Below are 26,826 nucleotides of genomic sequence, written 5' to 3'. Positions count from 1 at the left end.
CCGTGGGATCAGCTGAGCGTCTTCAGCGCCGCCGGGTCGTAGGGCGCCAGCTCCTCGAAGCGGCCGGACAGGACCTTCCGCGCCCACTGCGGGTCCTGGAGCAGGGCGCGGCCGACGGCGACCATGTCGAACTCGTCGCGCTCGAAGCGGTCCAGGAGGTTGTCGAGGTCGCCGATCTCGGCGCCCTCGCCCTGGAAGGCCTTGAGGAAGTCGCCGTTCAGGCCGACCGAGCCGACGGTGATGGCGGGCTTGCCGGTGAGCTTCTTGGTCCAGCCGGCCAGGTTGAGGTCGGAGTCGTCGAACTCGGGCACCCAGTAACGGCGGGTGGAGGCGTGGAAGGCGTCGACACCGGCCGCGGCGAGCGGAGTCAGGATGGCCTCCAGCTCCTCGGGCGTCTCGGCGAGGCGGGCGTCGTAGGCGTCCTGCTTCCACTGCGAGTAGCGGAAGATGACGGGGAAGTCGGCGGAGACGGTCTCGCGGACGGCCGCGACGATCTCCGCCGAGAACCGGGCGCGGGCGACCGGGTCGCCGCCGTAGGCGTCGGAGCGGCGGTTGGTGCCCTCCCAGAAGAACTGGTCGAGCAGGTAGCCGTGGGCGCCGTGGATCTCCACGCCGTCGAAGCCGATGCGCTCGGCGGCGGCAGCGGCCTCGGCGAACGCGCCGATGACGGCGTCGACGTCGGCCTGGGTCATGGCCTTGCCGGTGGGCTCGTCGGCGCCGATGCGCAGGCCGGAGGGGCCGACGGCCGGGGCGTCCGCGACCGGGGGCTCGCCCTGGTTGCGGACCATGCCGATGTGCCACAGCTGCGGCACGATCGTGCCGCCCGCGGCGTGCACCGCCTCGGCGACCTTCGCCCAGCCCGCGAGCTGCTCCTCACCGTGGAACCGCGGCACGCGGTCGCTCTGCCCGGCCGACTCGTGGCCGACGTAGGTGCCCTCGGTGACGATCAGGCCGACGCCGGCGGCGGCGCGGCGGGAGTAGTACGAGACGACGTCGTCGCCGGGGACGCCGCCCGGGGAGAACATGCGGGTCATCGGCGCCATCGCGATCCGGTTCGGGACGGTCAGGCCGCCCAGCGATACGGGCCGGGACAGGATTTCGGCGGCGCGGGAGGCGGCGGAGGCGTCGACGGTCACGTGGGGGCTCCTCTTCGGATACCGGACAGTATGTGCATACGCATAGGACGTACTGTCCAACCACCCGGACCCGCCCACCCCATCCCGTTCGCACTGTGATCCAGGACACGCCCGAGGGCGGCACCCCCTGTCGGAACAGGAAGTGCCGCCCTCGGCAAGGACGTTGATCGACCGGGTCGATCAGAAGTCCATGTCACCGCCCGGCATGCCGCCGCCGGCGGGCGCGGCGTTCTTCTCCGGCTTGTCGGCGATGACGGCCTCGGTGGTGAGGAACAGCGCGGCGATGGAGGCGGCGTTCTGCAGAGCGGAACGGGTCACCTTCGCCGGGTCGATGATGCCCTCGGCGATCATGTCGACGTACTCACCGGTCGCGGCGTTCAGGCCGTGGCCGACCTGGAGGTTGCGGACCTTCTCCACGACGACGCCGCCCTCGAGACCACCGTTGACGGCGATCTGCTTCAGCGGGGCCTCCAGGGCGAGCTTCACGGCGTTGGCGCCGGTCGCCTCGTCACCCTCGAGCTCCAGCTTCTCGAACACCTGGGAGGCCTGGAGCAGGGCCACGCCACCACCGGCGACGATGCCCTCCTCGACGGCCGCCTTGGCGTTGCGCACGGCGTCCTCGATGCGGTGCTTGCGCTCCTTGAGCTCCACCTCGGTGGCGGCACCGGCCTTGATGACGGCCACGCCGCCGGCCAGCTTCGCCAGGCGCTCCTGGAGCTTCTCGCGGTCGTAGTCCGAGTCGCTGTTCTCGATCTCGGCGCGGATCTGGTTGACCCGGCCCTGGACCTGGTCGGCGGAGCCGGCACCGTCGACGATGGTGGTCTCGTCCTTGGTGATGACGACCTTGCGGGCCTTGCCCAGGAGGTCGATCGTGGCGTTCTCCAGCTTGAGGCCGACCTCCTCGGAGATCACCTCGCCGCCGGTGAGAATGCCGATGTCCTGGAGCATCGCCTTGCGACGGTCACCGAAGCCCGGGGCCTTGACGGCGACGGACTTGAAGGTGCCGCGGATCTTGTTGACGACCAGGGTCGACAGGGCCTCGCCCTCGACGTCCTCGGCGATGATCAGCAGCGGCTTGCCCGACTGCATGACCTTCTCCAGGAGCGGGAGCAGGTCCTTGACGTTGGAGATCTTCGAGTTCGCGATCAGGATGTACGGGTCGTCGAGGACGGCCTCCATACGCTCCATGTCGGTCGCGAAGTACGCCGAGATGTAGCCCTTGTCGAAGCGCATACCCTCGGTGAGCTCCAGCTCCAGACCGAAGGTCTGGGACTCCTCGACGGTGATGACGCCTTCCTTGCCGACCTTGTCCATGGCCTCGGCGATGAGCTCGCCGATCTGGGTGTCGGCGGCGGAGATGGAGGCCGTGGAGGCGATCTGCTCCTTGGTCTCGACGTCCTTCGCCTGCTCCAGCAGGGCGGCGGAGACGGCCTCGACGGCCTTCTCGATACCGCGCTTGAGGGCCATCGGGTTGGCGCCGGCGGCTACGTTGCGCAGGCCTTCCTTGACCAGGGCCTGGGCGAGAACGGTCGCGGTGGTCGTACCGTCACCGGCGACGTCGTCCGTCTTCTTGGCGACTTCCTTGACCAGCTCGGCGCCGATCTTCTCGTACGGGTCCTCGAGCTCGATCTCCTTGGCGATGGAGACACCGTCGTTGGTGATCGTGGGGGCGCCCCACTTCTTCTCGAGGACGACGTTGCGGCCCTTGGGGCCGAGGGTCACCTTGACGGCGTCCGCGAGCTGGTTCATGCCGCGCTCGAGGCCGCGCCGCGCCTCCTCGTCGAACGCGATGATCTTGGCCATGTGAAGTGGTCCCTCCAGGACTGGGGGTGATTACTTCGGACCGCGCCCGCGCCCGCGACGGACGGCTCGCTGACCCCGTGGTTCCTTCCCACCTGGCCTGCGGGCCTCACCGACCCGGTCCTTACGTTGTCACTCTCACCTTCAGAGTGCTAACGCAATGATTAGCACTCGGGCATGGCGAGTGCAAGCGGCTCTCGGGATACGGCGACCCGCTCAGCCCCCGGCGAACAGGGGGACACCGGGCCCGATCCGCAGGCCGCGGGGGTGGCACGACGGCGGATCGGGCGAGCCGAGAAAGACCCGGGCCCACTGCCGCGGCGCGGCCGAGGCAGGCGCGAGCGGGTCCGGAAGCGAGCCGACCCGGGGCGCGAACCGCACGCCCGCCCCACGACGGACTCCGAAGCACGTCTGCACGGCGGACCTCGGGCGCGGCGGACTTCGCGCAGCGGTCCTCGGCGCGGCAGACCTCGCGCAGCGGTCCTCGGCGCGGCGAACCTCGGAGAGCGGCCACCCGGCGCGCCCGGCACCCCGCCGCCGACCCCCGAACCGGCCCCGAGAGCATGCCGTTCTGGAGCCCGCCGGACCACGGCCCCAGGACGGACTCCGAAACACCTCGGACACGGCGGACCTCGGGCGCGGCGGACTTCGCGCAGCGGTCCTCGGCCCGGCAGACCTCGCGCAGCGGTCCTCGGCGCGGCGGACCTCGACGAGCTACGGACCTCGGGCGCGGCAGAGCTCGGCGAGCGGCGGACCTCGGCGAGCGGCCGCCCGGCACCCCGCCGCCGACCCCGAACCGGTCCGGAGAGCATGCCATTCTGGAGCCCGCCGGACCACGGCACCCCCGCACCAGGACGGACTCCGAAACACCTCGGGCACGGCGGACCTCGGCGAGCAGTCGCCCGGTGCACCCGCCACCCCGCCACCCCGGACTGCCGGCCCCGAACAGGCCGAAGGGCCCGCACCCCGTGGGGTGCGGGCCCTTCAGAGAAGACCGGTCGCTTGCGCTTGGTCGTGGTGCGCGTTCAGGCAGAGACGCGAACCATGTCGGCCTGCGGTCCCTTCTGGCCCTGCGAGATCTCGAACTCGACCCGCTGGCCCTCTTCCAGGGTGCGGTAGCCGTCCATCTGAATCGCGCTGTAGTGGACGAAAACATCCGCACCACCGTCGACCGCGATGAAGCCGTACCCCTTCTCCGCGTTGAACCACTTGACGGTGCCCTGAGCCATGCCTAACTCCCCTATTACTGGCCCTTGCACAGATCCACACTTCGCGGACCCGGGTCAGACCTCACCCCCCACGGTTGGGGGCGTGCGCCGGAACGCGTCGACCGCGGCTGAATGTATCTGTCCAACTGCCGTCTGCAACAGGTCAATCGGACGAGAATTCTGGACGCGCAGGATCCGGAATGTGGGGAGAATTCGCCCGACTTCAGGGCAAGTCGGGCCACACAAAAGGAACAAAAGCCGCGAAAGACGCACACACTTTGGCTACATCTTGTCGGGCGCGCGGCAGGAATTAAGGGCTCCCGATCAGGAGATCGGCGCTGCGTTCCCCAACTGTACCGCGCTCAATCACACAGAATTGCCCCCTCCGCTTCTCTTACGGAGGGGGCAATTCGATGAGCTCTCAGTAACCGCCGTTACCGAAGGTAATAATCAAGCCGGTCGACCGGTTCAGCCACCGGCGACGGCGGGGATGATCGACACCCCGGCACCGTCCGGCGTCGCCGTCTCCAGCCCCTGCTCGAACCGCACGTCGTCGTCGTTGACGTACACGTTGACGAACCGGCGCAGCTTGCCCTGGTCGTCCAGCACCCGGGCGGCGATCCCGGTGTGGTTCTTCTCCAGATCGGCGATGACCTCGCCGAGGGTCGCGCCCTCGGCGGCGACCTCGGCCTGGCCGCCGGTGTAGGTACGCAGGATGGTGGGGATGCGAACGGTGACGCTCATGACTTCAAAACCTCCGGTGGGAATCAGGCCTCAGGGGCGCGGGGCTGGGTTGAATGTGCGGCTCCGCCGCGTGGGCGCGACCGGCCCCCACTGGCCCGCAGCGAACGACGGTCAGACGAGACCGGCTTCCCGGAACGACTCCAGGCTCGGCCGAATGGTCGCGGTGAGCCCGGTGCCGGCCACCGCATCCAGCGTCTTCAGACCGTCCCCCGTGTTCAGCACCACGGTCGTCAACGACGGGTCGAGCACCCCGTTCTCGACCAGCTTCTTCGCCACGCCCACGGTCACACCACCGGCGGTCTCCGCGAAGATGCCCTCGGTCCGGGCGAGGATCTTGATCGCGTCGACGACCTGCTCGTCGTTCACGTCCTCCACCGCACCGCCCGTGCGGCGCGCGATGTCGAGCACGTACGGCCCGTCCGCCGGGTTGCCGATCGCCAGCGACTTGGCGATCGTGTCGGGCTTCTGCGGGCGCACGACGTCGTGGCCGGCCTTGTAGGCCGTCGACACCGGCGAGCAGCCCTCGGCCTGCGCGCCGAAGATCTTGTACGGCTTGTCCTCGACCAGTCCGAGCTTGATCAGCTCCTGAAGGCCCTTGTCGATCTTCGTGAGCTGCGAGCCGGAGGCGATCGGCACGACGATCTGGTCGGGCAGCTGCCAGCCGAGCTGCTCGCAGATCTCGTACGCCAGGGTCTTGGAGCCCTCGGCGTAGTACGGCCGCAGGTTGACGTTGACGAAGCCCCAGCCCTCGCCCGCCGGGTCGCCGATCAGCTCGGAACAGAAGCGGTTCACGTCGTCGTAGTTGCCCTGGATGCCGACGAGCTCGCCGCCGTAGACCGCGGCCATGACGACCTTGCCCTGCTCCAGGTCGTGCGGGATGAACACGCAGGAGCGGAAGCCGGCGCGGGCCGCCGCGGCACCCACGGCGCCGGCGAGGTTGCCGGTGGAGGAGCAGGACAGCGTGGTGAAGCCGAAGGCGCGGGCGGCCTCCAGGGCCTGGGCGACGACCCGGTCCTTGAAGGAGTGCGTCGGGTTGCCGGAGTCGTCCTTGATGAAGAGCTTGCCGGCGTCGACACCCAGCTCGCGCGCGAGGTTGTCGGCCTTGACGAGCTGGGTCCAGCCCGGGTTGATGTTCGGCTTGGTCGCCACGTCGGCCGGGACCGGCAGCAGCGGGGCGTAGCGCCAGATGTTCGCGGGGCCCGCTTCGATCCGCTTGCGGAGCTCCTCGGTGTCGTAGGCCGAGAAGTCGTAGGCGATCTCCAGCGGGCCGAAACACTCCTCGCACGCGAAGACCGGGCCGAGGGGTACGCGGTGACCGCACTCGCGGCAGCTCAGCGCCGCGGCGGGACCGAGGTCTACGGTGGAGTCAGTGGTGCTTGCAACAGTCTGCACAGCCATGTGAGGCGAGGCCCTTCCTCATCTTCCTCACGACGCATCTCGCCGTGAGACGGATTTGGCACCTTCCCGAGCCGGGACCTCGCGGAGCGGTCGACAGTGACCTACGAGTATCGGCTGGAGGGTTGCCGGGGCTTCATCGGGCCGTATCCCTCTGCCCCTCTGGATGAGCTGTATTCGGTTGTAAACAACGGCTGACCCCGGACATGCGATGGTCATCCGCGTTGTTCAAGACTGTAACCGACGACCAGGACAGTTGAGATAGTCGTCCGAACCGCGAGATGGCTCACAGTCCGTCCCGCCGAGAGTACGCAGAGGAGCCGCCACGGTGCTGGAAGAAGTCGAGCGCTGGCTGAGCACCCGTTCCTGGTCCGCGACCGATCGCCCGCTCCACCAGATCCTCGCCGCCAAGCAACGCACGGGCCGGACCGTCAGTGTCGTGCTGCCCGCGCTGAACGAGGAGGAGACGGTCGGCGACATCGCCGCCGTCATCCGCCACGACCTGATGCGGCAGGTGCCGCTCGTCGACGAACTGGTCGTCGTCGACTCGGGGTCGACCGACCGTACGTCGGAGGTGGCCGCCGCCGCGGGCGCGACGGTGGTGCACCGCGACGAGATCCTCCCGCGCGTCCCGCCCGTGCCCGGCAAGGGCGAGGTGCTGTGGCGGTCCCTCCTGGTCACCAGCGGGGACATCGTCTGCTTCATCGACGCGGATCTGAGGGACTTCTCGTCCGACTTCGTTTCGGGAATCGTGGGCCCGCTGCTCACCGACCCGGACATCGACCTGGTGAAGGGCATGTACGACCGTCCGCTCGGCGGCGCTGCCGGGCAGGGCGGCCGGGTCACGGAGCTGATGGCCCGCCCGCTGCTCAACATGCACTGGCCGCAGCTGGCCGGCTTCGTGCAGCCGCTCGGCGGCGAGTACGCGGCCCGCCGCTCGCTGCTGGAGCAGCTGCCCTTCCCCGTCGGGTACGGCGTCGAGCTGGGGATGCTGGTCGACGCCCTGCACCTGGTGGGCCTGGACGCCCTCGCCCAGGTGGACATCGGCGTGCGCAAGCACCGGCACCAGGACGGGCAGGCGCTGGGCCGGATGGCCGCCGCGATCTACCGCACGGCCCAGCTGCGGCTGGCCCGCGGGCATCTGATCCGGCCGTCCCTGACGCAGTTCGAGCGGGGCGGCGACGGCTTCGAGCCGCGCACCTACTCCGTGGACACCGAGGAGCGTCCGCCGATGGCGGAGATCGCCGAGTACCAGGCGCGGAGGGCGGCCTGACCGGGGCCGTTTTCGGCCGGGTGGGTCAGGTCCGTACGTTTGAGCGTTTCCGGGCCGGGCTAGGTTGAGGGCTATGGCTTCAACGTACGGTGCTGCACAGGTGCTGGTGGCCTCCAACCGTGGCCCGGTCTCCTACTCGGTGGGCGAGGACGGTTCGCTGGACGCCAAGCGGGGCGGCGGCGGGCTGGTCTCGGGGCTGTCCGCGATCGGCTCGGACGCGGACGCCCTGTGGGTCTGCTCGGCGCTGTCCGACGGCGACCGCGAGGCGGTCCGGCGGGGCGTCGGCGAGGACGGCGTACGGATGCTGGACATCCCGGCCGACGTACACGCGGACGCGTACAACGGCATCGCGAACTCGGTGCTGTGGTTCGTCCACCACATGCTCTACCAGACGCCGCTGGAGCCGGTCTTCGACGCGGAGTTCCGGCGCCAGTGGACGTCGTACGAGACGTACAACCGCGCGTTCGCCGAGGCGCTGGCCGAGGAGGCGGCGCAGGGCGCGGCGGTGGTGGTGCAGGACTACCACCTGACGCTGGTGCCGGGCATGCTCCGCGAGCTGCGGCCCGACCTGAGGATCGGCCACTTCTCGCACACGCCGTGGGCGCCGCCCGAGTACTTCCGGATGCTGCCGGACGACGTGGCCGGGCAGGTGCTGCGCGGCATGCTGGGCGCGGACCGGCTGGGCTTCCTCACGCAGCGCTGGGCGGACGCGTTCACCGCGTGCGCCGAGCGGTTCGCCGGCGGGCTCGGCGGCACGCGGATCGGCGTGCACGGGCTGGGGGCCGACGCGGACTTCCTGCGGAAGCGGTCGCACGAGGCGGACGTCGAGGAGCGGATGGCCGCGCTCCGGGAGGAGATCGGCGAGGGCCGCCGCACCATCGTCCGGGTCGACCGCACGGAGCTGTCGAAGAACATCGTGCGCGGCCTGCTGGCCTACCGCCGGCTGCTCGAGACCCACGCCGAGTGGCGCGAGCGCGTGGTGCACGTGGCCTTCGCCTATCCCTCGCGGCAGGACCTCGCGGTCTACCGGGACTACACGGCCGAGGTGCGGCGGCTCTCGGAGGAGATCAACGCCGAGTACGGGACGCCGGGGTGGACCCCGGTCGTCCTCAATCTCAAGGACGACTTCGCCCGCTCCCTGGCCGCGTACCGGCTGGCCGACGTGGCGCTCGTCAATCCCATCCGGGACGGCATGAACCTCGTCGCCAAGGAGGTCCCGGTCGTCTCCGACGCGGGCTGCGCGCTGGTGCTGTCGCGGGAGGCCGGGGCGTTCGAGGAGCTGGGCGAGGACGCGATCGTGGTGAACCCGTACGACGTGACGGGGACGGCGGCGGCCCTGCACGAGGCGCTCTCGATGGGCCCGGAGGAACGCGCGGAACGCAGCAAGCGGCTGTCCGCGGCGGCCACCGCGCTGCCGCCGGCGCAGTGGTTCCTGGACCAGCTCGACGCGCTGAGGGGCTGATCACCGATGACCGGTCCCACGGACTCCCCGCTGCCGGTGCCCACCACGAAAGCCGGCCAGGAAGGTCTGGACGTCCTCCTCGCCCACCCGGGCAAGGCCCTGATCGGCCTCGACTTCGACGGGACGCTCGCGCCGATCGTGGCCGACCCCGAGCAGGCCCGGGCCCACGCGGACGCCGTACCCGCGCTGGCCGCGCTCGCGCCGAAGGTGGCCGCCGTGGCGGTGATCACCGGGCGGCCGGCCGAGGTCGCGGTGCGCAACGGCGGCTTCGCGGACGTCCCGGGCCTGGAACACCTCGTGGTCCTCGGTCACTACGGCGCCGAGCGCTGGGACGCCCGCACCGGCGAGATCAGCGCCCCCGAGCCGCATCCCGGCGTCGCCGCGGTCCGCACCGAGCTGCCCGAGCTCCTCGACCGGTTCGGCGCGTCACAGGGGACCTGGATCGAGGACAAGGGACGGGCGGTGGCCGTGCACACCCGCCGGGCCGCCGACCCGCAGGCCGCGCTGGACTCCCTGCGCGAACCGCTCGCCGGACTGGCCGGCCGCCACGGCCTGATCGTGGAGCCCGGCCGGATGGTCCTCGAACTCCGCCCGCCCGGCATGGACAAGGGCGCCGCCCTCACCGGATTCGCCCGGGAGATCGGCGCCGGGTCCGTCCTCTTCGCCGGCGACGACCTGGGCGACCTGCCCGCCTACTCGGCCGTCGACAAGCTCCGCTCGGACGGCACCCCGGGCCTGCTGGTGTGCAGCGGCAGCGACGAGGTGACCGAGCTGAGGGAGCGGGCGGACGTGGTGGTGGACGGCCCGGAGGGTGTCGTACGCCTGCTGCGCGAGCTCGCGGACCGGCTCGGCTGACGCGTCCAAGTGCCTGTCGTTTGGATCAGGTCGCAGACGCGGGGCCTGGCACGCGCACCGGCGCTGACGAGATGCCGTCGATTCCCCGCGACCTGATCCAAACGACAGGCCCTAGCGCTCCGCCCGGCGCGTCTCCCGTATCCGCCGCAGCCTGTTCACCGTCACCGGGTCGTGGGACAGGGCCCGGGGGTCGTCCAGCAGGGCGTTGAGGAGTTGGTAGTAGCGCACGGGGGCGAGGCCCAGCTCCTCTCGTATGGCCCGTTCCTTCGCGCCGGGCCCGGAAAAACCGCGGCGTTCGAGCGCCAGGATGTCCCGCTCCCTGCGCCCGAGCCGCTCGTCACCCGTGTCCTCGTCCATGCCAGGCACCGTAACGCCCGCCACCGACAGCGGGACTACTCCGCGCTCTCCGCCCGGGTCGCCACCGCCTGGAGGTGGCCCAGGACGCCCGAGGGGCTGCCGGAGGGGGCGACGGCCTTGCCGATCTGCTTCTTGACCTGGGCGCTGACGTCGGCCCAGGAGGTCTTGCCGACCGGGTAGAGCTCGGAGGACACCAGCTCCTCCAGGAACGGCTTGAGGTGCCGGTCCCGGCCGGAGGCGGCCATGGTCGCGGACGCGGAGCTGGTGACCGGCAGCAGGTCGTACTCGCGGGAGAAGGCCAGCACGTTCTTCTCGCTGTAGACGAAGTCGAGGAAGTCTCCGACCTGGTCGCGGTGGCCGTTCTTCCGGAAGGCCGTCATCCAGTCGGCGACACCGAGCGTGGACTTGCTCGGCCCCTCCTTGCCCGGCGTCGGCACCATGCCGTACTCGACACCGCGCTTGGCGGCCATCTTCATCAGGGACGGGTGGCCGTTGAGCATGCCGACCTCGCCCTCGGCGAAGGCGGAGAACGCGGCGGCCCGGTTCAGCTCGCCGGGCGCGACCGGCCCGGTCAGCTCCTTGGCGACCAGTTCGTTCTTCAGCCAGGAGAAGGTGTCGATGTTCTCCGGGGAGTCGATGCCGTAGCTTCCGACGGTGTCGGCGTAGCCGCCCCCGCCGCTGAGCATCCACTGCATCGTCTCGGCCTGGGCCTCCTCCGGGCCGAGGGGCAGGGCGTAGGGGTACTTCACGCCCTCGTCCTTGAGCGCCTCGGCGTCGTCGGCCAGGTCGTCCCAGGTCTCGGGCGGGGTGATGCCGGCCTTGGCGAAGAGGGTCTTGTTGTAGAAGAGCACGCGCGTGGAGGAGGCGAACGGCATGCCGTACTGCACGCCCTTGACCTGTCCCGCGGAGGCCAGCTGCCCGACGAAGTCGGCCTGCACGGGTATGGAGAGCAGGTCGTCGGCCTTGTAGAGCTGGTTCTGCGCCGCGTAGTCGGCGTACGCGCCGATCTGCGCCATGTCCGGCGGGTCACCGGCGGCGACCATCTCCCTGACCTTGCGGTCGACGTCGTTCCAGGAGTAGACGCTGACGTCGATCTTCACCCCGGGGTTGTCGGCCTCGTACTCCTCCACCAGCTTGTCCCAGTACTTCTTGGAGCTGTTGGCCGCACTGTCGCCGTAGTCGGCGGCGACCAGCTTCAGGGTCACGTCGGCGGAGCCGCCCGTCACGCCACAGCCGCCGATGACCGCCGTCATGCCCAGTGCGGACACCACCGCGATCGTTCCTGCCATCCGCCGCCGCTGCACCGCTGTTCTTCCCCAACCCTGGCGTGAACCGCCAACGAAAGCTTTCGATAATCGGAATAAGGTCTACACCACGCGAGTGGACTAGACCTCTCGCGGGTCCCCGGGTCACACTGTTCCCGTGAGACATGTCATCGCCCTCGACGTGGGCGGCACCGGAATGAAGGCCGCCCTGGCCGGACCGGAGGGCGAGCTGCTGCACCGCGCCCGCCGCCCCACCGCGCGCGAGCACGGACCGGACGCCGTGGTCGCGGGCATCCTCGACTTCGCCGCCGAGCTGCGCGCGTACGGCGCCGAGCACTTCGGCACGCCCGCGGCCGCCGCCGGCGTGGCCGTCCCCGGCATCGTCGACGAGGCGCGGGGCGTCGCCGCCTACGCCGCGAACCTCGGCTGGCGCGACGTCCCCTTGCGCGACCTGCTGGCGGAGCGGCTGGGCGTCCCGGTCGCCCTCGGCCACGACGTGCGCACCGGCGGCCTCGCCGAGGGCCGGGTCGGCGCGGGCCGGGGCGCGGACCGGTTCCTGTTCGTGGCACTGGGCACCGGCATCGCCGGCGCCATCGGCGTCGACGGCCGGGTCGAGGCGGGCGCGCACGGCTTCGCGGGCGAGATCGGCCACATCGTCGTACGCCCCGGCGGATCCCCCTGCCCCTGCGGGCAGCACGGCTGCCTGGAGCGCTTCGCCTCGGCGGCGGCCGTGAGCGAGGCCTGGGCGACGGCCTCCGGCGACCCGGGCGCGGACGCGGCCGACTGCGCGAAGGCGGTGGACTCCGGCGACCCGAAGGCGCGGGCCGTCTGGCAGGGGGCGGTCGACGCCCTGGCCGACGGGCTGGTCACGGCCCTCACCTTGCTGGACCCACGGGTCCTGATCATCGGCGGTGGCCTCGCCGAGGCGGGAGAAACCCTGTTCACACCGCTACGGGAAGCCATCCGTCACCGCATCACCTTCCAGAAACAGCCGTCGATCGTCCCCGCGGCGCTGGGGGACAGCGCCGGTTGCCTGGGGGCGGGCCTGCTGGCCTGGGATCTTCTGGCATCGACCGACCGTATGGAGGTAACGCCCTGATGGCAGCCCACCCAGGGGCGCGGGGAACTGCGCGACCAGCCACGAACCATCCGCACCCCGCGACGTCAGGAGCCCCCACGGTCCTCGCCGGCGCAACTGTGGTCCTCCCCACAGGAACCGTCGAAAACGGCCAGGTGACCATCGACGGCACCCGCATCACAGGAATGGCTCCCGAAAACGCCCAGGTCATCGACGTAACCGGCCACTACGTACTCCCCGGCTTCGTCGACATCCACAACCACGGCGGCGGCGGAGCCTCCTTCACCTCCGGGTCGGTCGAGGACGTCCTCAAGGGCATCCACACCCACCGCCTGCACGGCACGACCACCCTGGTCGCCTCGACCGTCACCGGTGACATGGACTTCCTCACCGAGCGCGCGGGCCTGCTGAGCGAGCTGGCCGAGCAGGGCGAGATCGCGGGAATCCACTTCGAGGGACCGTTCATCTCCCCCTGCCGCAAGGGCGCGCACTCCGAGGAACTGCTGCGCGACCCGGACCCGGCGGAGGTCCGCAAGCTGATCGACGCGGCCCGGGGCAGGGCGAAGATGGTCACGCTGGCCACCGAACTGCCCGGCGGCATCGACTCCGTACGCCTGCTGGCCGAACACGGCGTGATCGCGGCGATCGGCCACACCGACGCGACGTACGAGCAGACGGTCGAGGCGATCGACGCGGGCGCGACGGTCGCCACCCACCTCTTCAACGCGATGCCGCAGCTCGGCCACCGCTCCCCCGGCCCGATCGCCGCGCTCCTGGAGGACGACCGGGTCGCCATCGAGCTGATCGACGACGGCACGCATCTGCACCCCGCCGCACTCCAGCTGGCGTTCCACCGCGCGGGCGCGGGCCGGGTGGCGTTCATCACGGACGCGATGGACGCGGCCGGTTTCGGCGACGGACGTTACTGGCTCGGCCCGCTGGAAGTGGAGGTCGCGGACGGCGTGGCCCGCCTGCTGACGGACGGCACGATCGCCGGCTCGACCCTCACCCTGGACCGCGCCTTCAAGCGGGCGGTCACGGTCGACGGCCTGTCCGTCGAGGACGCGGTGACGGCTCTCTCCGCCACCCCGGCCCGCCTCCTCGGCATGTCCGACCGGATCGGCTCCCTGGAGCCCGGCAAGGACGCGGACCTGGTGCTCCTGGACGCGGACTACGACCTCAAGGGCGTCATGCGCCGGGGGGAATGGGTCGTCGGTCCCCAACTGCACTGATCCGTCCCGCGGTCGAGAGACGGTGGCCGGCTCCAGGACTGGGCCGACCGCCGTCTCTTTGGCATGATCGAGCTCCGGAAAGTTCACGGCGGCAAGCGCATTCTCGGGGGAGGTCGGCCCAGGTGATCCTCACGGTCACGCTGAACACCGCTCTCGACATCACCTACCGCGTACGGTCCCTCAGGCCGCACGCCTCCCACCGGGTCTCCGAGGTGACGGAACGCCCCGGCGGCAAGGGCGTCAACGTGGCCAGGGTTCTCGCGGCCCTCGGGCACGAGGTGGCGGTGACCGGTTTCACGGGCGGTGCGACGGGGCGGGTCGTGCGGGAGCGGCTCGCGTCGGTGCCGGGCGTGGCGGACGCGCTGGTCCCGGTCTCGGGCGCGACCCGCCGCACGATCGCCGTGGTCGACGAGCAGACCGGCGACACGACGCAGCTCAACGAACCGGGCCCGATGGTCACGCCCACCGAGTGGTCGGCCTTCCAGGAGGCCTACGAGGACCTGCTCCCGTCCGCCTCGGCGGTGGCCCTGTGCGGCAGCCTCCCACCGGGCGTGCCGGTCGGTGCGTACGCCGGCCTGGTCCGGACCGCCCGAGCCGCCGGTGTCCCGGTCCTCCTGGACACGAGCGGCGAAGCCCTGCGCCGGGGCGTCGCGGCCCGCCCGGACATCATCAAGCCGAACGCCGACGAACTGGCGGAACTGACCGGTTCCCACGAGCCCCTGCGCGCCACACAGGACGCCCGCCGCCGGGGCGCGGGCGCGGTGGTCGCGTCCCTCGGCCCCGAGGGCCTCCTGGCAGTCACCCGGGACGGCCGCTGGCGAGCCACCCCACCGACCTCCGTCCGAGGCAACCCGACGGGCGCGGGCGACTCGGCGGTCGCGGGCCTGCTGTCGGGCTTGGTCGAACACCTCACCTGGCCGGATCGCCTGATCCGGGCGGTGGCGCTGTCGGCAGCGACGGTGGCAGCGCCGGTGGCCGGGGAGTTCGATCGAGGGGTGTACGAGGAGCTGCTGGGGCGGGTGGCGGTGACGGGGGAGGTCAGCGCGGCCTGATTCAGGACCGCCCTAGTCCTTGACCTGCCCAGCCTTCAGCCACAGCTGGTCCAGCAGGACATTGCACTTGTCGCCGTCTCCGCAAGAGACCGTGATCGTGTTGGTGCCCTTGTTGAGGGTCGGCCAGGCGTAGGTCTTCGTCCAGCCCTTGGTGAAGTCGCCGTCCGAGGTGTGCGTGAAGTTGCCCAGGTTCAGCTTGTCGCCGAACGGCTTGCCGTTGACGGTGAGCGTCATCTCCTGGTCCTCGTCGACCGTGCTGTAACGGGCGAAGACGGTGTAGGCACCGTCCTTGGGGACGCCGTTGACCGTCCAGGTGACCGAGGAACCAGGCTGGTTGAGGTTCCCCACGTAGATGCCGCCGTCGGACTGGGCGCCCTTGACGTCCTGGGCGAGGGTCGCGCCACCGCCGAGGCGCAGGGCCTTGGCGTCGATCGTCGGCAGGTCGACCTTGCTCTCGCCGGCCTTGCTCGGCGACGGGCTCGGCTTCGCGTTCTGGGACTGCGTCGGCGTCGTGCCCGCCTGGTCGTCGGGCTGGTCCTTGTCCTTCTCGCCGCCCAGCATGGCCACGCCGATGCCGATGACGACCGCGGCGACCACCGCGATCGCGCCGATCAGCAGACCTTTGGTGTTCGGGCCGCGGCCGCCCCGGCCACCGCCGCCGCCCGCGATCTGCTGCTGGGTGGTCGGCGCACCGCCGGGCAGCGTCTCCGGTGCCGCGTAGTGCGCGTTCGGCTGGTTGTAGCCGCCCTGCTGCTGGGGGACCTGCCCATAGGGCGCCGTCTGCGTGTTCTGCGGCTGCTGGCCGTACTGGCGTGTGCCGACCGCCCGCACCCGGTTGACCGAGTTCGGGTAGCCGTAGCCGCCCCCGGACGGCGGCTGGGCCCCGTTGGCCTGCCCGTCGGCGTAGAGATAACCGAACGGGTCGTCGTCCTCGGGCGTGCTCGCGCCGTTGTTGCCGGGCGTCATCCCTTGGTCTCCTCAGTCAGGTGCGGTGCGTGCGGTACGGGTCGTGAGAGAGCGAGCCTACCCGCTCCCAGTGACCCAAACGGGTGACTCAGACCGCATCCACTCGCTGACCTGGGGCTCAGCCCGCGCGTCTGTGTTGTTTGGGACGAGATCGTTTCTCGACGTACATCCGCTCGTCAGCGGATTTCAACACTTCGTCCGCGGTCATTCCACAGTGTGCCCATCCGATGCCGAAGCTGGCGCCGACCCGGACGGCCCGCCCCTCGGCGCGGATGGGCTGGATGATCTCGTTCCGCAGACGGACCGCGAGGTCCTGCGCGTCGGCACGGCCGAGCCCGTCGGCGAGGATGACGAATTCGTCACCGCCGAGCCGGGCGACGGTGTCGCCGTCGCGGACGCCGTTGCTCAGCCGGCGGGCGACCTCGATGAGAACCGCGTCACCCGCGTTGTGCCCGAACCGGTCGTTGATCGACTTGAAGCCGTCGAGGTCGCAGAAGAGGACGGCGAGGCCCTTGGTGCCGTCGTCGTGGTCGCCGTCCGGGGCGACGGTGTGCACGTGGTGGTCGTAGGCGTCGAACGGCTCGGTGCTCGGCCCGAAGTCGAAGGCGTGGCCGATCGCGTCGAAGGCGGGGTGGCCGTAGGCCGCGTCGTGGGACTCGACGACGCCGGGGTGCGGGTTCGCCGCGCGCTGGCACAGCCGGGCGGACAGGCGGGAGCGCAGCTCGGCGGAGTTCGGCAGGCCCGTGAGCGAGTCGTGGGAGGCGCGGTGGGCGAGCTGGAGCTCGCGGCGCTTGCGCTCCTCGATGTCCTCGACGTGGGTGAGGAGGAAGCGCGGGCCGTCGGCGGCGTCCGCGACCACGCTGTTGCGCAGGCTGACCCAGACGTAGGTGCCGTCCCGGCGGCCGAGGCGGAGCTCGGCGCGGCCGCCCTCGGCGGAGGTGCGCAGGAGCGTGCCTATGTCCTCGGGGTGGACCAGGTCGGAGAACGAGTAGCGGCGCATCGCGGACGCGGGGCGGCCGAGCAGCCGGCACAGGGCGTCGTTCGTGCGCAGGATCCGGCCGTGCTGGTCGCCGCCCATCTCGGCGATGGCCATGCCGGACGGGGCGTACTCGAAGGCCTGCCTGAAGCTTTCCTCACTGGCCCGCAGCGCCTGCTGCTCGCGCTCCAGCCGGACGAGCGCCCGCTGCATGTTGGCGCGCAGCCGGGCGTTGCTGATCGCGATGGCGGCCTGGAAGGCGTACATCTGGAGCGCCTCGCGACCCCAGGCACCGGGGCGGCGGCCGTTGCGCGGCCGGTCCACGGACAGCACCCCGATCAGCTCGCCGCAGGCCGCGTTGCCCTGCGGGCCGGGCGCGTACATGGGCGCGAAGAGCCGGTCGGCCGGGTGCCACTCGTCCTCGAAGCGGGGGGCGGGGCCGTCGGTGTACCACTGCGGGACGTCGTCGTCGTCGAGGACCCAGCCCTCGGTGTGCGGTATGAACACCAGGTCGCCCCAGTGCTCGCCCATGCCGAGGCGGCGTTCCCAGGAGTCGCGCGAGCCGACACGTCCGGTGATGAGGGCCTCGGCGGCCGGGTTCCCGGCGAAGGCGGCGACGACGAGGTCGCCGTCGGGACGTACGAGGTTCACGCACGCCAGCTCGTACCCGAGGGCGGCGACGACGCCCTCCGCGACGGTCTGCAGGGTGTCCGCCAGGCTGCGGGCCGTGTTCATGTCGGCCATGACCTGGTGCAGTTGTCGCAGGGACGCAAGGCGGACGTAGGGCTCCGACTCGGTCTCCATGCTCGCCCTCCCCCCGAGACCTCGCTGCGAATCAAGGGTTCTCATCGGCGTATCGTCCTGGCAGCTTCCCAGCCACTGAATCACAGCGCGCTGCTCACTCGGTACACAGGGTCAACAATTACTGCCCCTTGTGACTCAAGTCACAGGCAAACCTGAACAATTGAGTGGAGTTTCTGCGTTCTTCACGTGCGTCCGCCGAACGCAAACTTTGTCAGGTTGCGCACATATATTTCCTCGGCGTTCTTCGGCAGCCCTCGGGGGTCCGTCGCGGGTCCGTCGCGGGTCCGTCGCGGGTCCGTCGCGGGTCCGTCGCGGGTCCTACGACCGTGATCGGGCGGGAGCCCGATGCGGGGCGCACGGGACGGAGATTAGCGTTTCGTATGTGCCGAACACTCCCACCGCCACGTCCGCGATCATTCCGCCGCCCGCCTCCGGGCATGCTGAGGGGGTGAGCAACGACGAGTTCCGCGCCGCCATGTCCCGGCTGGCCTCGGGCGTGGTCCTGGTGACCGCGCAGGAGCCGCCGCTCGACCCGGACGACCCCTCGGCGCCGGGCAGCGAGGACGTGGGCATGACGGCCACGGCCTTCATGTCGGTGTCCCTGGACCCGCCCCTGGTGCTGGTGAGCCTGCGCGAGGGCTCCCGCATGGACGAGCTGCTCGAGGAGCAGGAGCTGTGGGCGGTCTCGGTCCTCTCCGAGAGCCAGCGGCACATCGCGGGCCGTTTCGCCATGAAGGGCCGCGTCAGCGACCGCCTGCTCTTCGCGGACATCCCCTACACCCGCGGCGAGTACACCGACGCGCCCCTGGTCGGCGGCGCCCTCGCCGTCCTGGAGTGCCGCACCGAGCAGCGGGTGCGCGCCGGCGATCACACCCTGGTCATCGGCCGCGTCCTGACGGCCCGCGTCCCGAGCGCCGACGGGGGGCCGCTGACGTACTTCCGGGGGCGGTACCGGCACCTGGGGTGAGGCGGAAATCCGGTGGTCCGGGGTGAGACGGAATCCGGTGGCCCCGGGATGAGGCGAAAATCCGGTGGCCCAGGCTGATCGGCGTACCTAGGGTGCGCGCATGACAACGACGGGCCCTCACCTCGAAGAGATCACCGCCCAGAACCTCGACGCCGCGCTCGGGATCCGCGTCCGCCCCGACCAGGAACAGGCGGTCGCCCCGGTCGTGAAGTCCCTGGCCGAGGCCTATGTGCATCCCGGCGTCGCCTGGCCCCGCCTGATCGTCGACGGCGACCGCCCGGTCGGGTTCCTCATGGCCTTCCTCGACATCGACTGGTACGAGGACGGCAGCGTGCTGCGCTCGGGCCTGTGGCGGCTGAACATCGCCGCCGGGGAGCAGGGCCGGGGGTACGGCCGTTTCGCCGTCGAGTCCGTCGCGGAGGAACTCCGCCGGCGCGGCACCAAGCAGTTCCACGTCACCTGGCATCCCGGCCCCGACGGCCCGGAGGGCTTCTACCTGGGTCTCGGCTTCCAGACGAACGGGGAGACCAGCGGGGGCCAGACGGTGGGGGTGCTCGGGCTGACCTAGGGGGACGCCCCTAGGGCGTGTCCGCAAAGTCCCGCCTGCCCCGCGACGCCCGGCACGCCCTCTCGCCGCACCGGGCGAACACCCACGTACAACCAGTACGCGGGCGTCCGCCCGGCACTCGCCCAGCCTTCGGCCGGGGAGACCCCCAGAGCACGCACCGGACGCCGCGAGGCCCGCCCTCCGGGCGGACGACGGGACTTTGCGGACACGCCCTAGCCCCAGTTCTGGCCGTTGCGGCCGCGCTTGGTCTCCGAGCGCTGCTTCTTCTCCCGCAGCCGCCGCTCGTTGATCCCCCGGGGGATCCGGGTCGCCCTGCGGGGCTTGGGCGGCGGCGCGGTGGCCTCGGCCAGGAGCGCGGCGAGGCGTACGGCGGCGGTCTCGCGGTTGCGCCACTGGGACCGGTGCTCGGAGGAACGTACGGTGACGACTCCGTCGACCAGGCGCCCGGCCAGCCGCTCCAGCGCCCGCTGCTTCCACACCTCGGGCAGCGCCTCGGTCCTCGCCAGGTCGAAGCTGAGCTCGACCTTCGAGTCACTGGTGTTGACGTGCTGTCCGCCGGGCCCCGAGGACCGCGAGAAACGCCACATGAGCTCGGACTCGGGCAGGGAGACGGAGCCGCGGATGACGTGGGGACCAGACATGCCGTCCATGTTCCCGCTCCTGTCCCGTCCACGTCATCCGAATAATCGCGCGTAAAGAAAGTAAAGGAGCTGGAACCTCGCGTACCCCTCTCCACGTTCATGGGGGTAGCTGTAGCTTCTTTGCCGTACGTAAACGAGGGAAGGGACTCCCAACAATGGCTGTAAGCCTGTCCAAGGGTGGCAACGTCTCGCTCACCAAGGAGGCTCCGGGCCTGACCGCTGTCACCGTGGGCCTCGGCTGGGACGTCCGCACCACCACCGGCACGGACTTCGACCTCGACGCGTCCGCGATCGCGGTCAACACGCAGGGCAAGGTCTACTCCGACGCCCACTTCGTGTTCTTCAACAACAAGCAGACCCCGGACAGCACGATCGTCCACACCGGTGACAACCGCACGGGTGAGGGCGCCGGCGACGACGAGGCGATCAACGTCAACCTCGCCGGCCTCCCGGCCGACGTCGACAAGATCGTCTTCCCGGTGTCCATCTACGACGCCGAGAACCGCTCGCAGAACTTCGGCCAGGTGCGCAACGCCTACATCCGCATCGTCAACCAGGCCGGCGGCGCCGAGATCGCCCGCTACGACCTGTCGGAGGACGCGGCCACGGAGACGGCCATGGTCTTCGGCGAGCTGTACCGCAACGGCGCGGAGTGGAAGTTCCGGGCGGTCGGCCAGGGCTACGCCTCGGGCCTGGTCGGCATCGCCCAGGACTTCGGCGTGAACGTCTGACGGACGCCCTCACCCGTGGCTGAAGCCCCCGGCGCCGGTCCACCGGCCCGGGGGCTTCCCCGTCCCCACCCCGCCCGCGATACGTTCCCGGCGTGATCCTCGACCTCCTGCTCCCGCCACCCCCCGGCCGGTCACTCCCCGAACCCCTCCTCGCGGAGCTCACGGCCCTCTACGCGTCCAACCACGCGTTCCACACCCTCACCGGCGACTTCCCCGACCCGCACGACATCCGTCCGGAGCAAGTGGCACACGCCCTGTCGGAGGAATGGGCCCAGCCCGGCACCGAGATCCTGCTCGCCCGCAGCTTCGGCCACCTGACCGGGATCGCGATCACCCTCGCCCACCACCCCGACCCGGCCGACCCGGACCCGTGGATCGGCCTCCTGCTGGTGGACGCCGGCCTGCACGGCCAGGGCCACGGCCGCCGCCTGGCCACCCTCGTGGAGGACCGCTTCCGCGCGGCGCACCGCACCGCCGCACGCCTCGCCGTCCTCGACGACAACTCGAAGGCCCTGGGCTTTTGGACCGCCCTCGGCTACGAGGTCATCGACCACCGCGAGGACCGGCAGATGAAGCGCCCGTGTGCGGTGCTCCGCAAGGAACTCACGGCGACCTAGCAGGTGCTCAGGCCCGCTCCGGCTTCCCCTCCCCGTACAGCCAGTCCTCCCAGATGCCGTCGAAGTCCTTTCCGGGCGCCTGCTCCTCGACGTACGCCGTGAAGTCGGCAGTGTCGGCGTTCCCGTGGCGACGGTCCGCCGCCCACCCCCGGAGGAGGTCGCCGAACGCCTCGTCACCGACGGTCCGGCGGATCTTGTGGAGGACCATGGCACCACGCTGGTAGACGGGGGCCCCGGAGATGTGCGCGGCGTCCACGGGTTCCGCGGGCGGGAAGGACCAGAGGTCCTCGTAGGTCTTCTCCCCGCCGTCGTACAGCGCGTCGAAGGTCTCCTGCGCCGTCTCGCCGCCGTGGTCCTCCTCCCACAGCCACTCCGCGTACGTCGCGAAGCCCTCGTTGAGCCACATGTCCCGCCAGCTCTCCGGCGTGACGGAGTCGCCGTACCACTGGTGGGCGAGTTCGTGGACGAGGAAGGTGATGTCGGGAGCGCCGGGGAAGACGGGACGGCTCTGGGTCTCCAGGGCGTAGCCGATGTCGGCCGCGCGGTCGACGATCGCGCCCGTGGAGGAGAAGGGGTACGGGCCGAATCGCCGCTCCGCCCAGCGCAGGACCTCGGGGATGCGCGCGAGCACCGCGCGGCTCCCTTCCTTCTCCACCGGGTCGACGGCCGTGTACACGGGCAGACCGTCCCGGGCGGTGGACCGGGTGATCCCGAAGTCGCCGATCGCGAGTGTGGCGAGGTAGCTCGCCATCGGCTCGGCGGTGCGCCACACGAACGTCGTACGTCCCCGCGCGGTCCTCTCGCTCCGCAACTCCCCGTTGGAGACGGCCCGCAGCCCTCGCGGCACGGTCACCGTCAGGTCGTACGACGCCTTGTCGGAGGGGTGGTGGTTGCCCGGGAACCACGCCATCGACCCCGTCGGCTCGCCCAGCGCGAGCGCCCCGTCCGAGGTGCGCAGCCAGCCCTCCCGTGAGCCGTCCGGGTCGGTGACGGTCTCGGGCGCCCCCGAATAACGGACCGTCACGTGGAACGTCTCGTCCCGGTCGATGTCCTCGGCCGGCCGGACGGTGAGCTCCTGCCCGGCACGGTTCCAGCGGGCGGTCTCACCGCCGACGGTGACCTTCCCGACCTCCAGGCCGAGCAGGTCGAGGTTGAAGGCGGAGAGGGCCTTGGTGGCCCGGGCGGTGACGGTGGCCGTGCCGGTGAGGTGGTGCGCGTCCCGGTCGTAGTCGACGCGCAGGCCGTAGTGGGTGACGTCGTAGCCGCCGTTGCCGGCCTTCGGGAAGTAGGGGTCGCGTACGCCGGAGCCGCCCGGGGTGCCGTGGACTCCGCCGCACGCGGTGAGGGCGAGGGCGAGGGGGACGGCGGTCAGCGCGGGGACAAGACGTACAGATCGGGCCACGGTCGCGATCCTACGGGCGCGTGACACCATCACATCCGTGCTCGACATCGGCTACGCCCTCTCCAACCGCTTCCCCGACCCGCCGCAGACCGACTACCGCCGTGCGGACGTCCGTGCCCTGCGGCACGACCTGTTCTGCGGCGACGTCTACCTGGCGGACACCAAGACCGACCACGAGGTGTCCACAGCCTGGGGATGGGTGCCGGTGCTGGACTTCGCGTGGGCGCTGTGCGACATCGTGGAGCGGATCGACCGGGACCCGGCGGGCTCGCGGGCGTCCCGGCCGCAGCGGGCGGAGCTCGACTTCACCGAGTCGACCGACCGGATGCTGTTCGAGCGCCGCTTCGGGTGGGTGGACATCGAGGCCGACTGGATGCCCGCGGAGGAGCCCCCGCTCACCGTCTCCCACACCGAACTGCGCCGCGAGGCCCGGGACTTCCTGCACGACCTGATCGCCGATCTCACCGACCTGCACGACGACCTCGCCGAGAACCCGGCGATCTGGACGCTCCAGGCGCGTTTCCCCAGGGTCTCCTGACCGGCGCCGAGACCGCGGTGACAACCTTGTCCGTGATCATTACCTGACACGGGGAGAGCGGGAGCATGACGCAGGGGCGTGTGACCTACGGGCTGGACTACAGGGTGCACCCACCGGCCGTCGTCGGCGACGGACCGGGGCAGGGCACCTCCGTCCGGCTGTGCCGTGACCCCGGCAGTCCCGCGCCCGACCGGCTCCGCTCGCTGCGGGCCTTCCATCTGCGCGCCGAGGACGGGACGCCGGTCGCCCGCGTGGTCACGGAGCAGGCCCTGGGTTCCCGGCTGAGCGGGCGCCCGGCGGTGTACCACGTGCTGGACCCCCACGGCGCGCCGCTCGGGCGGATCACGCTGCGGCGCCGCCGCGCCTTCCGCTGGGGCCGCGAGCGCTGGACCGTCGCGCCGGTGGCCGGCCCCGCCCTCCAGGGGTACCAGGGCCGTCTGGTGTGGTGGGCGCTGTGGTGGCCTGTGGGATTTCCGGTCTACCTGCTGTTGCTGATCTGGGCTCTTCTGGCGGGAGACGGCGACGGCTTCGGACCGCCGCGCAGTGTCATCTGGCGCGACACCTCACGCCGCGCCCATCTCGTCTTCCGCGCGGTGGCCGAGGACTACCAGCTGCTGAGCCACGAGGTGGACCCGCGCCTGATCAACGCCCTGATCGCACTGCACCAGTCCTACGACTGCCCGGAACGGGCGGGGACCTGGGCTGGTACGAGTTGAGCGGGTGATCAGTCCTCCACCCTGATCCCCCACTGCGTCGCCAGCACCGGCGCCAGATCGAGCAGTTGCGCCGTACTGATCACCGCCCCGGCCAGCCGGTCCAGCCCGCGGCTGATCCCCAGTGACACGGCCCCGCGCAGGTCGACGTCCTTGAGGGTCGCCGCGTGGAAGTCGGCGCCCGTCAGCGCGCAGTCCACGAACTCCACGCGCTCCAGGCGGGCGCCACCGAAGTCCGGCTCGACGAGGACGCAGCCCTCGAAGACGACGTCTCTGAGCCGGGCCATGCGCAGGTTCAAGTAGTCGATCTTGCCGCCGCGGATCAGCACCCGCTCCAGCACCGCCGCGTGCAGCTGTGTGCCGCCGAGGCGGGCGTCGATCAGCTCGACGTCGCGCAGCGTCGCCTCGGCGAGGTTGGTGCCGACGCCCCGGACACTCGTGAGTGTCGAGTCCAGGACGGAGGCGTGCCGCAACCCGACCTCGTCCAGCGCACACTCCGTCAGGGCGCAGTCCAGGAAGCGGGAGCCCGACCCGTCCTGCCCCGCGAAATCCGCCTCCCGGAACTCCAGCCCGTCGTAGTCCCCGTCCGGTTCCAGCTCGCCGCCCGGGAACGGCTCCAGCGCCGGCAGCCGGATCTCCGGTCTCCGCGCGGCCTTCACCCGCGAACCGCCCGCACCCCTGCCGCCCGCCGCGTTCCTCGCCATGCGCCCATGCTGCACCACACCACTGACAACGGCCCTGACCTGCGAGGCAACGGCCCATGTCACATTCCGGGGCGCTCGGCCGGTCGTACTCCCAGAAGAGTGTCGTCGCACGCAGGGAGACCCCCAGCCATGCACCGCATCACCGTCATCGGCGGCGGCTTCGCCGGACTGACCGCCGCCATCACCGCCGCCGAGGCGGGCGCCGAGGTCACCGTCCACGAAGCCCACCACACCCTCGGCGGCCGGGCCCGCACCGCCGAGGGCCCCTACCGCACGAACGAGGGCCCGCACGCCCTCTACAACGGCGGCCCGCACTGGGCCTGGCTCAAGCAGCGCGACCTCATCGGGCCGCTCGCCCCGATCCCACCCCTGGAGGCCGCCCGGCTACGGCTGCGGCACCACGGCGTGCTGCGCCGCACCCCGCCCTTCCCGATGTTGAAGCTGCTGCGCCGGACCGCCGAACAGGCGCCCGTGGACGTCGACTTCCTGACCTGGGCGACCGGCATCGCGGGCGAGGAGGGGGCCCGGGCGGCCGCCCACTACTCGGCCGTCGCCCTCTTCCACCACGACCCCGGCTCCCTGTCGGCCGCGTTCGTGCAGGAGCGTCTGCGCCGCGCCACCAAGCTGCCGCCCGAGGCGCACTACCCGCGCGGCGGCTGGGCCAGCCTCATCGACCGGATGGCCGCCCGCGCCTGGAACCTGGGCGTCCGGATGGAGACCCTGTCCCGGGTCGACACGCTCCCCACCGACACCCCGGTCGTCGTCGCCACCTCACTCGACGCCGCCCGGCGCCTGCTCGGTGACGACTCCCTGACCTGGCCGAGCGGCCGTACCGTCCTCGTCGACCTCGCCGTACGGACGCGGCGCGGGGACGCGTTCGCGGTGTCCGACCTCGACGCGCCGGGCTGGCTCGAACGGTTCACCGCCCAGGACCGCAGCCTCGCCCCGGCCGGCGAGCAGCTCATCCAGGGTCAGATCCCCATCGCCCCGCACGAGTCCAAGGCCGACGGCACCGCCCGCGCCGAGCATCTCCTCGACCTGGGTTTCCCGGGCTGGCGCGAGCGCGTCACCTGGCGGCGCGAGGCCGTCGCGAACGGCCGTACGGGCGCGGTCGACCTGCCCGGCACCAGCTGGCGCGACCGGCCCGCCGTGGACCGGGGCGACGGCGTCTACCTCGCCGGCGACCAGGTCGCGGCCCCGGGCGTGCTGTCGGAGGTCTCCTTCAACAGTGCCCTGACGGCGGTGTCGTTGGCGCTCGGGCGGCGGGAGCTTGACCTCAAGCAAGCTTGAGGTTGAAAACTGGGCTCAGACCACCACGACATGAGGAGCCCCGATGCACGCCATCCGCCTGCACGCCTTCGGCCCGGCCGAGAACCTCACCTACGAGCAGGTCGAGGACCCCCGGCCGGGCCCCGGCCAGGTCCGTGTCGCCGTACGGGCGGCGGGCGTCCACCTCCTGGACACCGCCCTGCGCGAGGGCGTACAGGGACCGGCGCCAGAGCCGATTCCCCTGCCCACCGTCCCCGGCCGCGAGGTCGCCGGCGTCGTCGAGTCGCTGGGCGAGGGCGTGGCGGACCTGTGGCTCGGCAAGCGGGTCGTCGCCCACCTCGGCTTCGTCCCCGGCGGTTACGCCGAACTGGCCGTCACCGGAGTCGAGCGGCTGCACGAGATCCCGGAGAACCTGGACTTCGCCGAGGCCGTCGCCCTGATCGGCACGGGCCGAACGACGATGGGAATCCTCCAGTTCGCCGAGCTGGGCCCCGACTCGGTGGCCGTCGTCCCGGCCGCGGCCGGCGGCATCGGCACACTCCTCGTGCAGTACGCCAAGAACGCCGGCGCCACCGTCATCGGCCTCGCCGGCGGGCCGGAGAAGGTCGCCCGCGTGCAGGCGAACGGCGCCGATCTCGCCGTCGACTACAAGGACCCCGCCTGGCCCGCGAAGGTCCGCGCCCACCTCGGCGGCCGGGCCGCGACCGTGGTCTTCGACGGCGTCGGCGGCGACGTGGCCCGCGAGGCCGTCGCCCTGCTCGGCCCCGGCGGCAAGCACGTCGTCTTCGGCTGGTCCGCCGAGGGCATCCAGGGCGGCGAGCCCTACCTCGTCGACGGCGTCTCCGAGCAGGTCCTCGGCCCCGTGATGCTCGGAAAGGCCGGCGGCCCCGACCCGGTGCGCACCCTCGAACTGCGCGCCCTGACCGAGGCCGCCGCCGGCCGGCTCACCCCGGCCGTACAGCGCTTCCCGCTGCGCGAGGCCGCGGCCGCGCACCGGGCGCTGGAGAGCCGGGGGACGATCGGGAAGGTCGTCCTGGAGCCATGACACCTCGTCTTCGGAGGGGTCGGCCGGA

26 protein-coding genes and 1 riboswitch are annotated in these 26,826 nt (G+C 71.3%); of the genes, 14 read left to right on the top strand and 12 right to left on the bottom strand.

The window, feature by feature from the left end:
- Positions 1 to 8: 8 nt before the first annotated feature.
- The 5 genes from QC385_RS04375 to thrC all read right to left on the bottom strand — a co-directional run bounded on the left by QC385_RS04375 (position 9) and on the right by thrC (position 6,286).
- Positions 9 to 1,136 carry an NADH:flavin oxidoreductase gene (locus tag QC385_RS04375; RefSeq protein WP_279539928.1) on the bottom strand — a complete coding sequence of 376 codons (1,128 nt, stop codon included), beginning with the start codon at positions 1,134 to 1,136 and terminating at the stop codon, positions 9 to 11.
- Between the two features lie 180 nt (positions 1,137 to 1,316).
- Positions 1,317 to 2,939: a chaperonin GroEL gene (gene groL, locus QC385_RS04370; RefSeq protein WP_279539927.1), complete on the bottom strand. Its 1,623-nt coding sequence runs from the start codon at positions 2,937 to 2,939 to the stop codon at positions 1,317 to 1,319.
- Between the two features lie 1,022 nt (positions 2,940 to 3,961).
- Positions 3,962 to 4,165, bottom strand: coding sequence for a cold-shock protein (locus QC385_RS04365; RefSeq protein ID WP_010035953.1), 204 nt, complete (start codon positions 4,163 to 4,165; stop codon positions 3,962 to 3,964).
- Positions 4,166 to 4,612: 447 nt separating this feature from the next.
- Complete coding sequence (locus QC385_RS04360) at positions 4,613 to 4,888, bottom strand: ubiquitin-like small modifier protein 1 (protein ID WP_010035955.1); 276 nt, start codon at positions 4,886 to 4,888, stop codon at positions 4,613 to 4,615.
- A 111-nt stretch (positions 4,889 to 4,999) separates the two neighbouring features.
- Positions 5,000 to 6,286, bottom strand: a complete 1,287-nt coding sequence (thrC, locus tag QC385_RS04355) for a threonine synthase (RefSeq protein WP_279539926.1) — start codon at positions 6,284 to 6,286, stop codon at positions 5,000 to 5,002.
- 15 nt (positions 6,287 to 6,301) lie between these two features.
- A riboswitch (SAM riboswitch) is annotated at positions 6,302 to 6,456 on the bottom strand.
- 155 nt (positions 6,457 to 6,611) lie between these two features.
- On the opposite strand from thrC, the gene QC385_RS04350 reads away from it, so the two are divergent.
- From QC385_RS04350 to otsB, 3 genes are all read left to right on the top strand, one after another.
- Positions 6,612 to 7,556: a glucosyl-3-phosphoglycerate synthase gene (locus QC385_RS04350; RefSeq protein ID WP_279539925.1), complete on the top strand. Its 945-nt coding sequence runs from the start codon at positions 6,612 to 6,614 to the stop codon at positions 7,554 to 7,556.
- A 73-nt stretch (positions 7,557 to 7,629) separates the two neighbouring features.
- A complete protein-coding gene (locus QC385_RS04345; protein ID WP_279539924.1) occupies positions 7,630 to 9,018 on the top strand; it encodes an alpha,alpha-trehalose-phosphate synthase (UDP-forming) in 1,389 nt (462 codons plus the stop codon).
- 6 nt (positions 9,019 to 9,024) lie between these two features.
- Positions 9,025 to 9,873 carry a trehalose-phosphatase gene (gene otsB / locus QC385_RS04340; RefSeq protein WP_279539923.1) on the top strand — a complete coding sequence of 283 codons (849 nt, stop codon included), beginning with the start codon at positions 9,025 to 9,027 and terminating at the stop codon, positions 9,871 to 9,873.
- A gap of 111 nt (positions 9,874 to 9,984) precedes the next feature.
- On the opposite strand, the gene QC385_RS04335 is transcribed toward otsB, so the two are convergent.
- Both QC385_RS04335 and QC385_RS04330 read right to left on the bottom strand, forming a co-directional pair.
- The gene (locus QC385_RS04335) at positions 9,985 to 10,230 is read right to left on the bottom strand and encodes a DUF3263 domain-containing protein (RefSeq protein WP_279539922.1); all 246 of its coding nucleotides are present in this window, start codon (positions 10,228 to 10,230) and stop codon (positions 9,985 to 9,987) included.
- 35 nt (positions 10,231 to 10,265) lie between these two features.
- Positions 10,266 to 11,519, bottom strand: coding sequence for an ABC transporter substrate-binding protein (locus QC385_RS04330; RefSeq protein WP_279539921.1), 1,254 nt, complete (start codon positions 11,517 to 11,519; stop codon positions 10,266 to 10,268).
- A gap of 133 nt (positions 11,520 to 11,652) precedes the next feature.
- Between QC385_RS04330 and QC385_RS04325 the strand changes: the two genes are divergently transcribed.
- The 3 genes from QC385_RS04325 to QC385_RS04315 all read left to right on the top strand — a co-directional run bounded on the left by QC385_RS04325 (position 11,653) and on the right by QC385_RS04315 (position 14,857).
- On the top strand, positions 11,653 to 12,594 hold the full coding sequence (locus QC385_RS04325; RefSeq protein ID WP_279539920.1) for an ROK family protein: 942 nt from the start codon (positions 11,653 to 11,655) through the stop codon (positions 12,592 to 12,594).
- Entirely contained in the window at positions 12,594 to 13,805 is a 1,212-nt protein-coding gene (gene nagA, locus QC385_RS04320) for an N-acetylglucosamine-6-phosphate deacetylase (RefSeq protein ID WP_279539919.1), read from the top strand. Before QC385_RS04325 ends, nagA begins: the two co-directional genes overlap by 1 nt.
- Before the next feature lie 122 nt (positions 13,806 to 13,927).
- Positions 13,928 to 14,857, top strand: coding sequence for a 1-phosphofructokinase family hexose kinase (locus tag QC385_RS04315; RefSeq protein ID WP_279539918.1), 930 nt, complete (start codon positions 13,928 to 13,930; stop codon positions 14,855 to 14,857).
- A 12-nt stretch (positions 14,858 to 14,869) separates the two neighbouring features.
- On the opposite strand, the gene QC385_RS04310 is transcribed toward QC385_RS04315, so the two are convergent.
- On the bottom strand, positions 14,870 to 15,823 hold the full coding sequence (locus tag QC385_RS04310) for a carbohydrate-binding protein (protein ID WP_279539917.1): 954 nt from the start codon (positions 15,821 to 15,823) through the stop codon (positions 14,870 to 14,872).
- A 118-nt stretch (positions 15,824 to 15,941) separates the two neighbouring features.
- Positions 15,942 to 17,603, bottom strand: coding sequence for a diguanylate cyclase CdgB (gene cdgB, locus QC385_RS04305; protein ID WP_279539916.1), 1,662 nt, complete (start codon positions 17,601 to 17,603; stop codon positions 15,942 to 15,944).
- Positions 17,604 to 17,985: 382 nt separating this feature from the next.
- Here cdgB and QC385_RS04300 point away from each other — a divergent pair, with 382 nt between their 5' ends.
- Entirely contained in the window at positions 17,986 to 18,570 is a 585-nt protein-coding gene (locus QC385_RS04300; RefSeq protein ID WP_279539915.1) for a flavin reductase family protein, read from the top strand.
- 100 nt (positions 18,571 to 18,670) lie between these two features.
- Complete coding sequence (locus QC385_RS04295) at positions 18,671 to 19,138, top strand: GNAT family N-acetyltransferase (RefSeq protein ID WP_279539914.1); 468 nt, start codon at positions 18,671 to 18,673, stop codon at positions 19,136 to 19,138.
- A 212-nt stretch (positions 19,139 to 19,350) separates the two neighbouring features.
- Here QC385_RS04295 and arfB read toward each other — a convergent pair whose 3' ends face one another.
- Complete coding sequence (arfB, locus tag QC385_RS04290) at positions 19,351 to 19,788, bottom strand: alternative ribosome rescue aminoacyl-tRNA hydrolase ArfB (protein ID WP_279539913.1); 438 nt, start codon at positions 19,786 to 19,788, stop codon at positions 19,351 to 19,353.
- A gap of 146 nt (positions 19,789 to 19,934) precedes the next feature.
- Here arfB and QC385_RS04285 point away from each other — a divergent pair, with 146 nt between their 5' ends.
- Together QC385_RS04285 and QC385_RS04280 are read left to right on the top strand one after the other, a co-directional pair.
- Positions 19,935 to 20,510, top strand: coding sequence for a TerD family protein (locus QC385_RS04285; RefSeq protein WP_279539912.1), 576 nt, complete (start codon positions 19,935 to 19,937; stop codon positions 20,508 to 20,510).
- Positions 20,511 to 20,602: 92 nt separating this feature from the next.
- A complete protein-coding gene (locus QC385_RS04280) occupies positions 20,603 to 21,127 on the top strand; it encodes a GNAT family N-acetyltransferase (RefSeq protein WP_279539911.1) in 525 nt (174 codons plus the stop codon).
- Positions 21,128 to 21,134: 7 nt separating this feature from the next.
- Here the strand turns inward: QC385_RS04280 and QC385_RS04275 are convergent, their stop codons facing one another.
- Complete coding sequence (locus QC385_RS04275; RefSeq protein ID WP_279539910.1) at positions 21,135 to 22,529, bottom strand: M1 family metallopeptidase; 1,395 nt, start codon at positions 22,527 to 22,529, stop codon at positions 21,135 to 21,137.
- A 37-nt stretch (positions 22,530 to 22,566) separates the two neighbouring features.
- Here QC385_RS04275 and QC385_RS04270 point away from each other — a divergent pair, with 37 nt between their 5' ends.
- Both QC385_RS04270 and QC385_RS04265 read left to right on the top strand, forming a co-directional pair.
- The gene (locus QC385_RS04270) at positions 22,567 to 23,067 is read left to right on the top strand and encodes a hypothetical protein (protein WP_279539909.1); all 501 of its coding nucleotides are present in this window, start codon (positions 22,567 to 22,569) and stop codon (positions 23,065 to 23,067) included.
- A gap of 65 nt (positions 23,068 to 23,132) precedes the next feature.
- Positions 23,133 to 23,783, top strand: coding sequence for a hypothetical protein (locus QC385_RS04265; RefSeq protein WP_279539908.1), 651 nt, complete (start codon positions 23,133 to 23,135; stop codon positions 23,781 to 23,783).
- Between the two features lie 8 nt (positions 23,784 to 23,791).
- Here the strand turns inward: QC385_RS04265 and QC385_RS04260 are convergent, their stop codons facing one another.
- Positions 23,792 to 24,484 carry a pentapeptide repeat-containing protein gene (locus QC385_RS04260; protein ID WP_279539907.1) on the bottom strand — a complete coding sequence of 231 codons (693 nt, stop codon included), beginning with the start codon at positions 24,482 to 24,484 and terminating at the stop codon, positions 23,792 to 23,794.
- 129 nt (positions 24,485 to 24,613) lie between these two features.
- Here QC385_RS04260 and QC385_RS04255 point away from each other — a divergent pair, with 129 nt between their 5' ends.
- Both QC385_RS04255 and QC385_RS04250 read left to right on the top strand, forming a co-directional pair.
- Positions 24,614 to 25,774 (top strand): FAD-dependent oxidoreductase, encoded by a 1,161-nt coding sequence (locus tag QC385_RS04255; protein ID WP_279539906.1) that lies wholly within the window; start codon positions 24,614 to 24,616, stop codon positions 25,772 to 25,774.
- Between the two features lie 43 nt (positions 25,775 to 25,817).
- Positions 25,818 to 26,798, top strand: coding sequence for a zinc-binding dehydrogenase (locus tag QC385_RS04250; RefSeq protein ID WP_279539905.1), 981 nt, complete (start codon positions 25,818 to 25,820; stop codon positions 26,796 to 26,798).
- Positions 26,799 to 26,826 lie beyond the last annotated feature (28 nt).

It is taken from the genome of Streptomyces sp. DH10 (assembly GCF_029813805.1).
In the GTDB taxonomy this organism is placed as follows: domain Bacteria; phylum Actinomycetota; class Actinomycetes; order Streptomycetales; family Streptomycetaceae; genus Streptomyces; species Streptomyces coeruleofuscus.
Note: the sequence above shows the minus strand (reverse complement) of the source record. Positions and strands in the feature narration are given on the sequence as shown.

Excerpts from the sequence above, each read along its gene's own strand:
- groL (WP_279539927.1), bottom strand. The coding sequence starts at position 2,939 with ATGGCCAAGATCATCGCGTTCGACGAGGAGGCGCGGCGCGGCCTCGAG.
- QC385_RS04365 (WP_010035953.1), bottom strand. The coding sequence starts at position 4,165 with ATGGCTCAGGGCACCGTCAAGTGGTTCAACGCGGAGAAGGGGTACGGC.
- QC385_RS04360 (WP_010035955.1), bottom strand. The coding sequence starts at position 4,888 with ATGAGCGTCACCGTTCGCATCCCCACCATCCTGCGTACCTACACCGGC.
- thrC (WP_279539926.1), bottom strand. The coding sequence starts at position 6,286 with ATGGCTGTGCAGACTGTTGCAAGCACCACTGACTCCACCGTAGACCTC.
- QC385_RS04345 (WP_279539924.1), top strand. The coding sequence starts at position 7,630 with ATGGCTTCAACGTACGGTGCTGCACAGGTGCTGGTGGCCTCCAACCGT.
- otsB (WP_279539923.1), top strand. The coding sequence starts at position 9,025 with ATGACCGGTCCCACGGACTCCCCGCTGCCGGTGCCCACCACGAAAGCC.
- QC385_RS04335 (WP_279539922.1), bottom strand. The coding sequence starts at position 10,230 with ATGGACGAGGACACGGGTGACGAGCGGCTCGGGCGCAGGGAGCGGGAC.
- QC385_RS04330 (WP_279539921.1), bottom strand. The coding sequence starts at position 11,519 with ATGGCAGGAACGATCGCGGTGGTGTCCGCACTGGGCATGACGGCGGTC.
- nagA (WP_279539919.1), top strand. The coding sequence starts at position 12,594 with ATGGCAGCCCACCCAGGGGCGCGGGGAACTGCGCGACCAGCCACGAAC.
- QC385_RS04310 (WP_279539917.1), bottom strand. The coding sequence starts at position 15,823 with ATGACGCCCGGCAACAACGGCGCGAGCACGCCCGAGGACGACGACCCG.
- cdgB (WP_279539916.1), bottom strand. The coding sequence starts at position 17,603 with ATGGAGACCGAGTCGGAGCCCTACGTCCGCCTTGCGTCCCTGCGACAA.
- QC385_RS04295 (WP_279539914.1), top strand. The coding sequence starts at position 18,671 with ATGACAACGACGGGCCCTCACCTCGAAGAGATCACCGCCCAGAACCTC.
- arfB (WP_279539913.1), bottom strand. The coding sequence starts at position 19,788 with ATGGACGGCATGTCTGGTCCCCACGTCATCCGCGGCTCCGTCTCCCTG.
- QC385_RS04285 (WP_279539912.1), top strand. The coding sequence starts at position 19,935 with ATGGCTGTAAGCCTGTCCAAGGGTGGCAACGTCTCGCTCACCAAGGAG.
- QC385_RS04265 (WP_279539908.1), top strand. The coding sequence starts at position 23,133 with ATGACGCAGGGGCGTGTGACCTACGGGCTGGACTACAGGGTGCACCCA.
- QC385_RS04260 (WP_279539907.1), bottom strand. The coding sequence starts at position 24,484 with ATGGCGAGGAACGCGGCGGGCGGCAGGGGTGCGGGCGGTTCGCGGGTG.
- QC385_RS04255 (WP_279539906.1), top strand. The coding sequence starts at position 24,614 with ATGCACCGCATCACCGTCATCGGCGGCGGCTTCGCCGGACTGACCGCC.
- QC385_RS04250 (WP_279539905.1), top strand. The coding sequence starts at position 25,818 with ATGCACGCCATCCGCCTGCACGCCTTCGGCCCGGCCGAGAACCTCACC.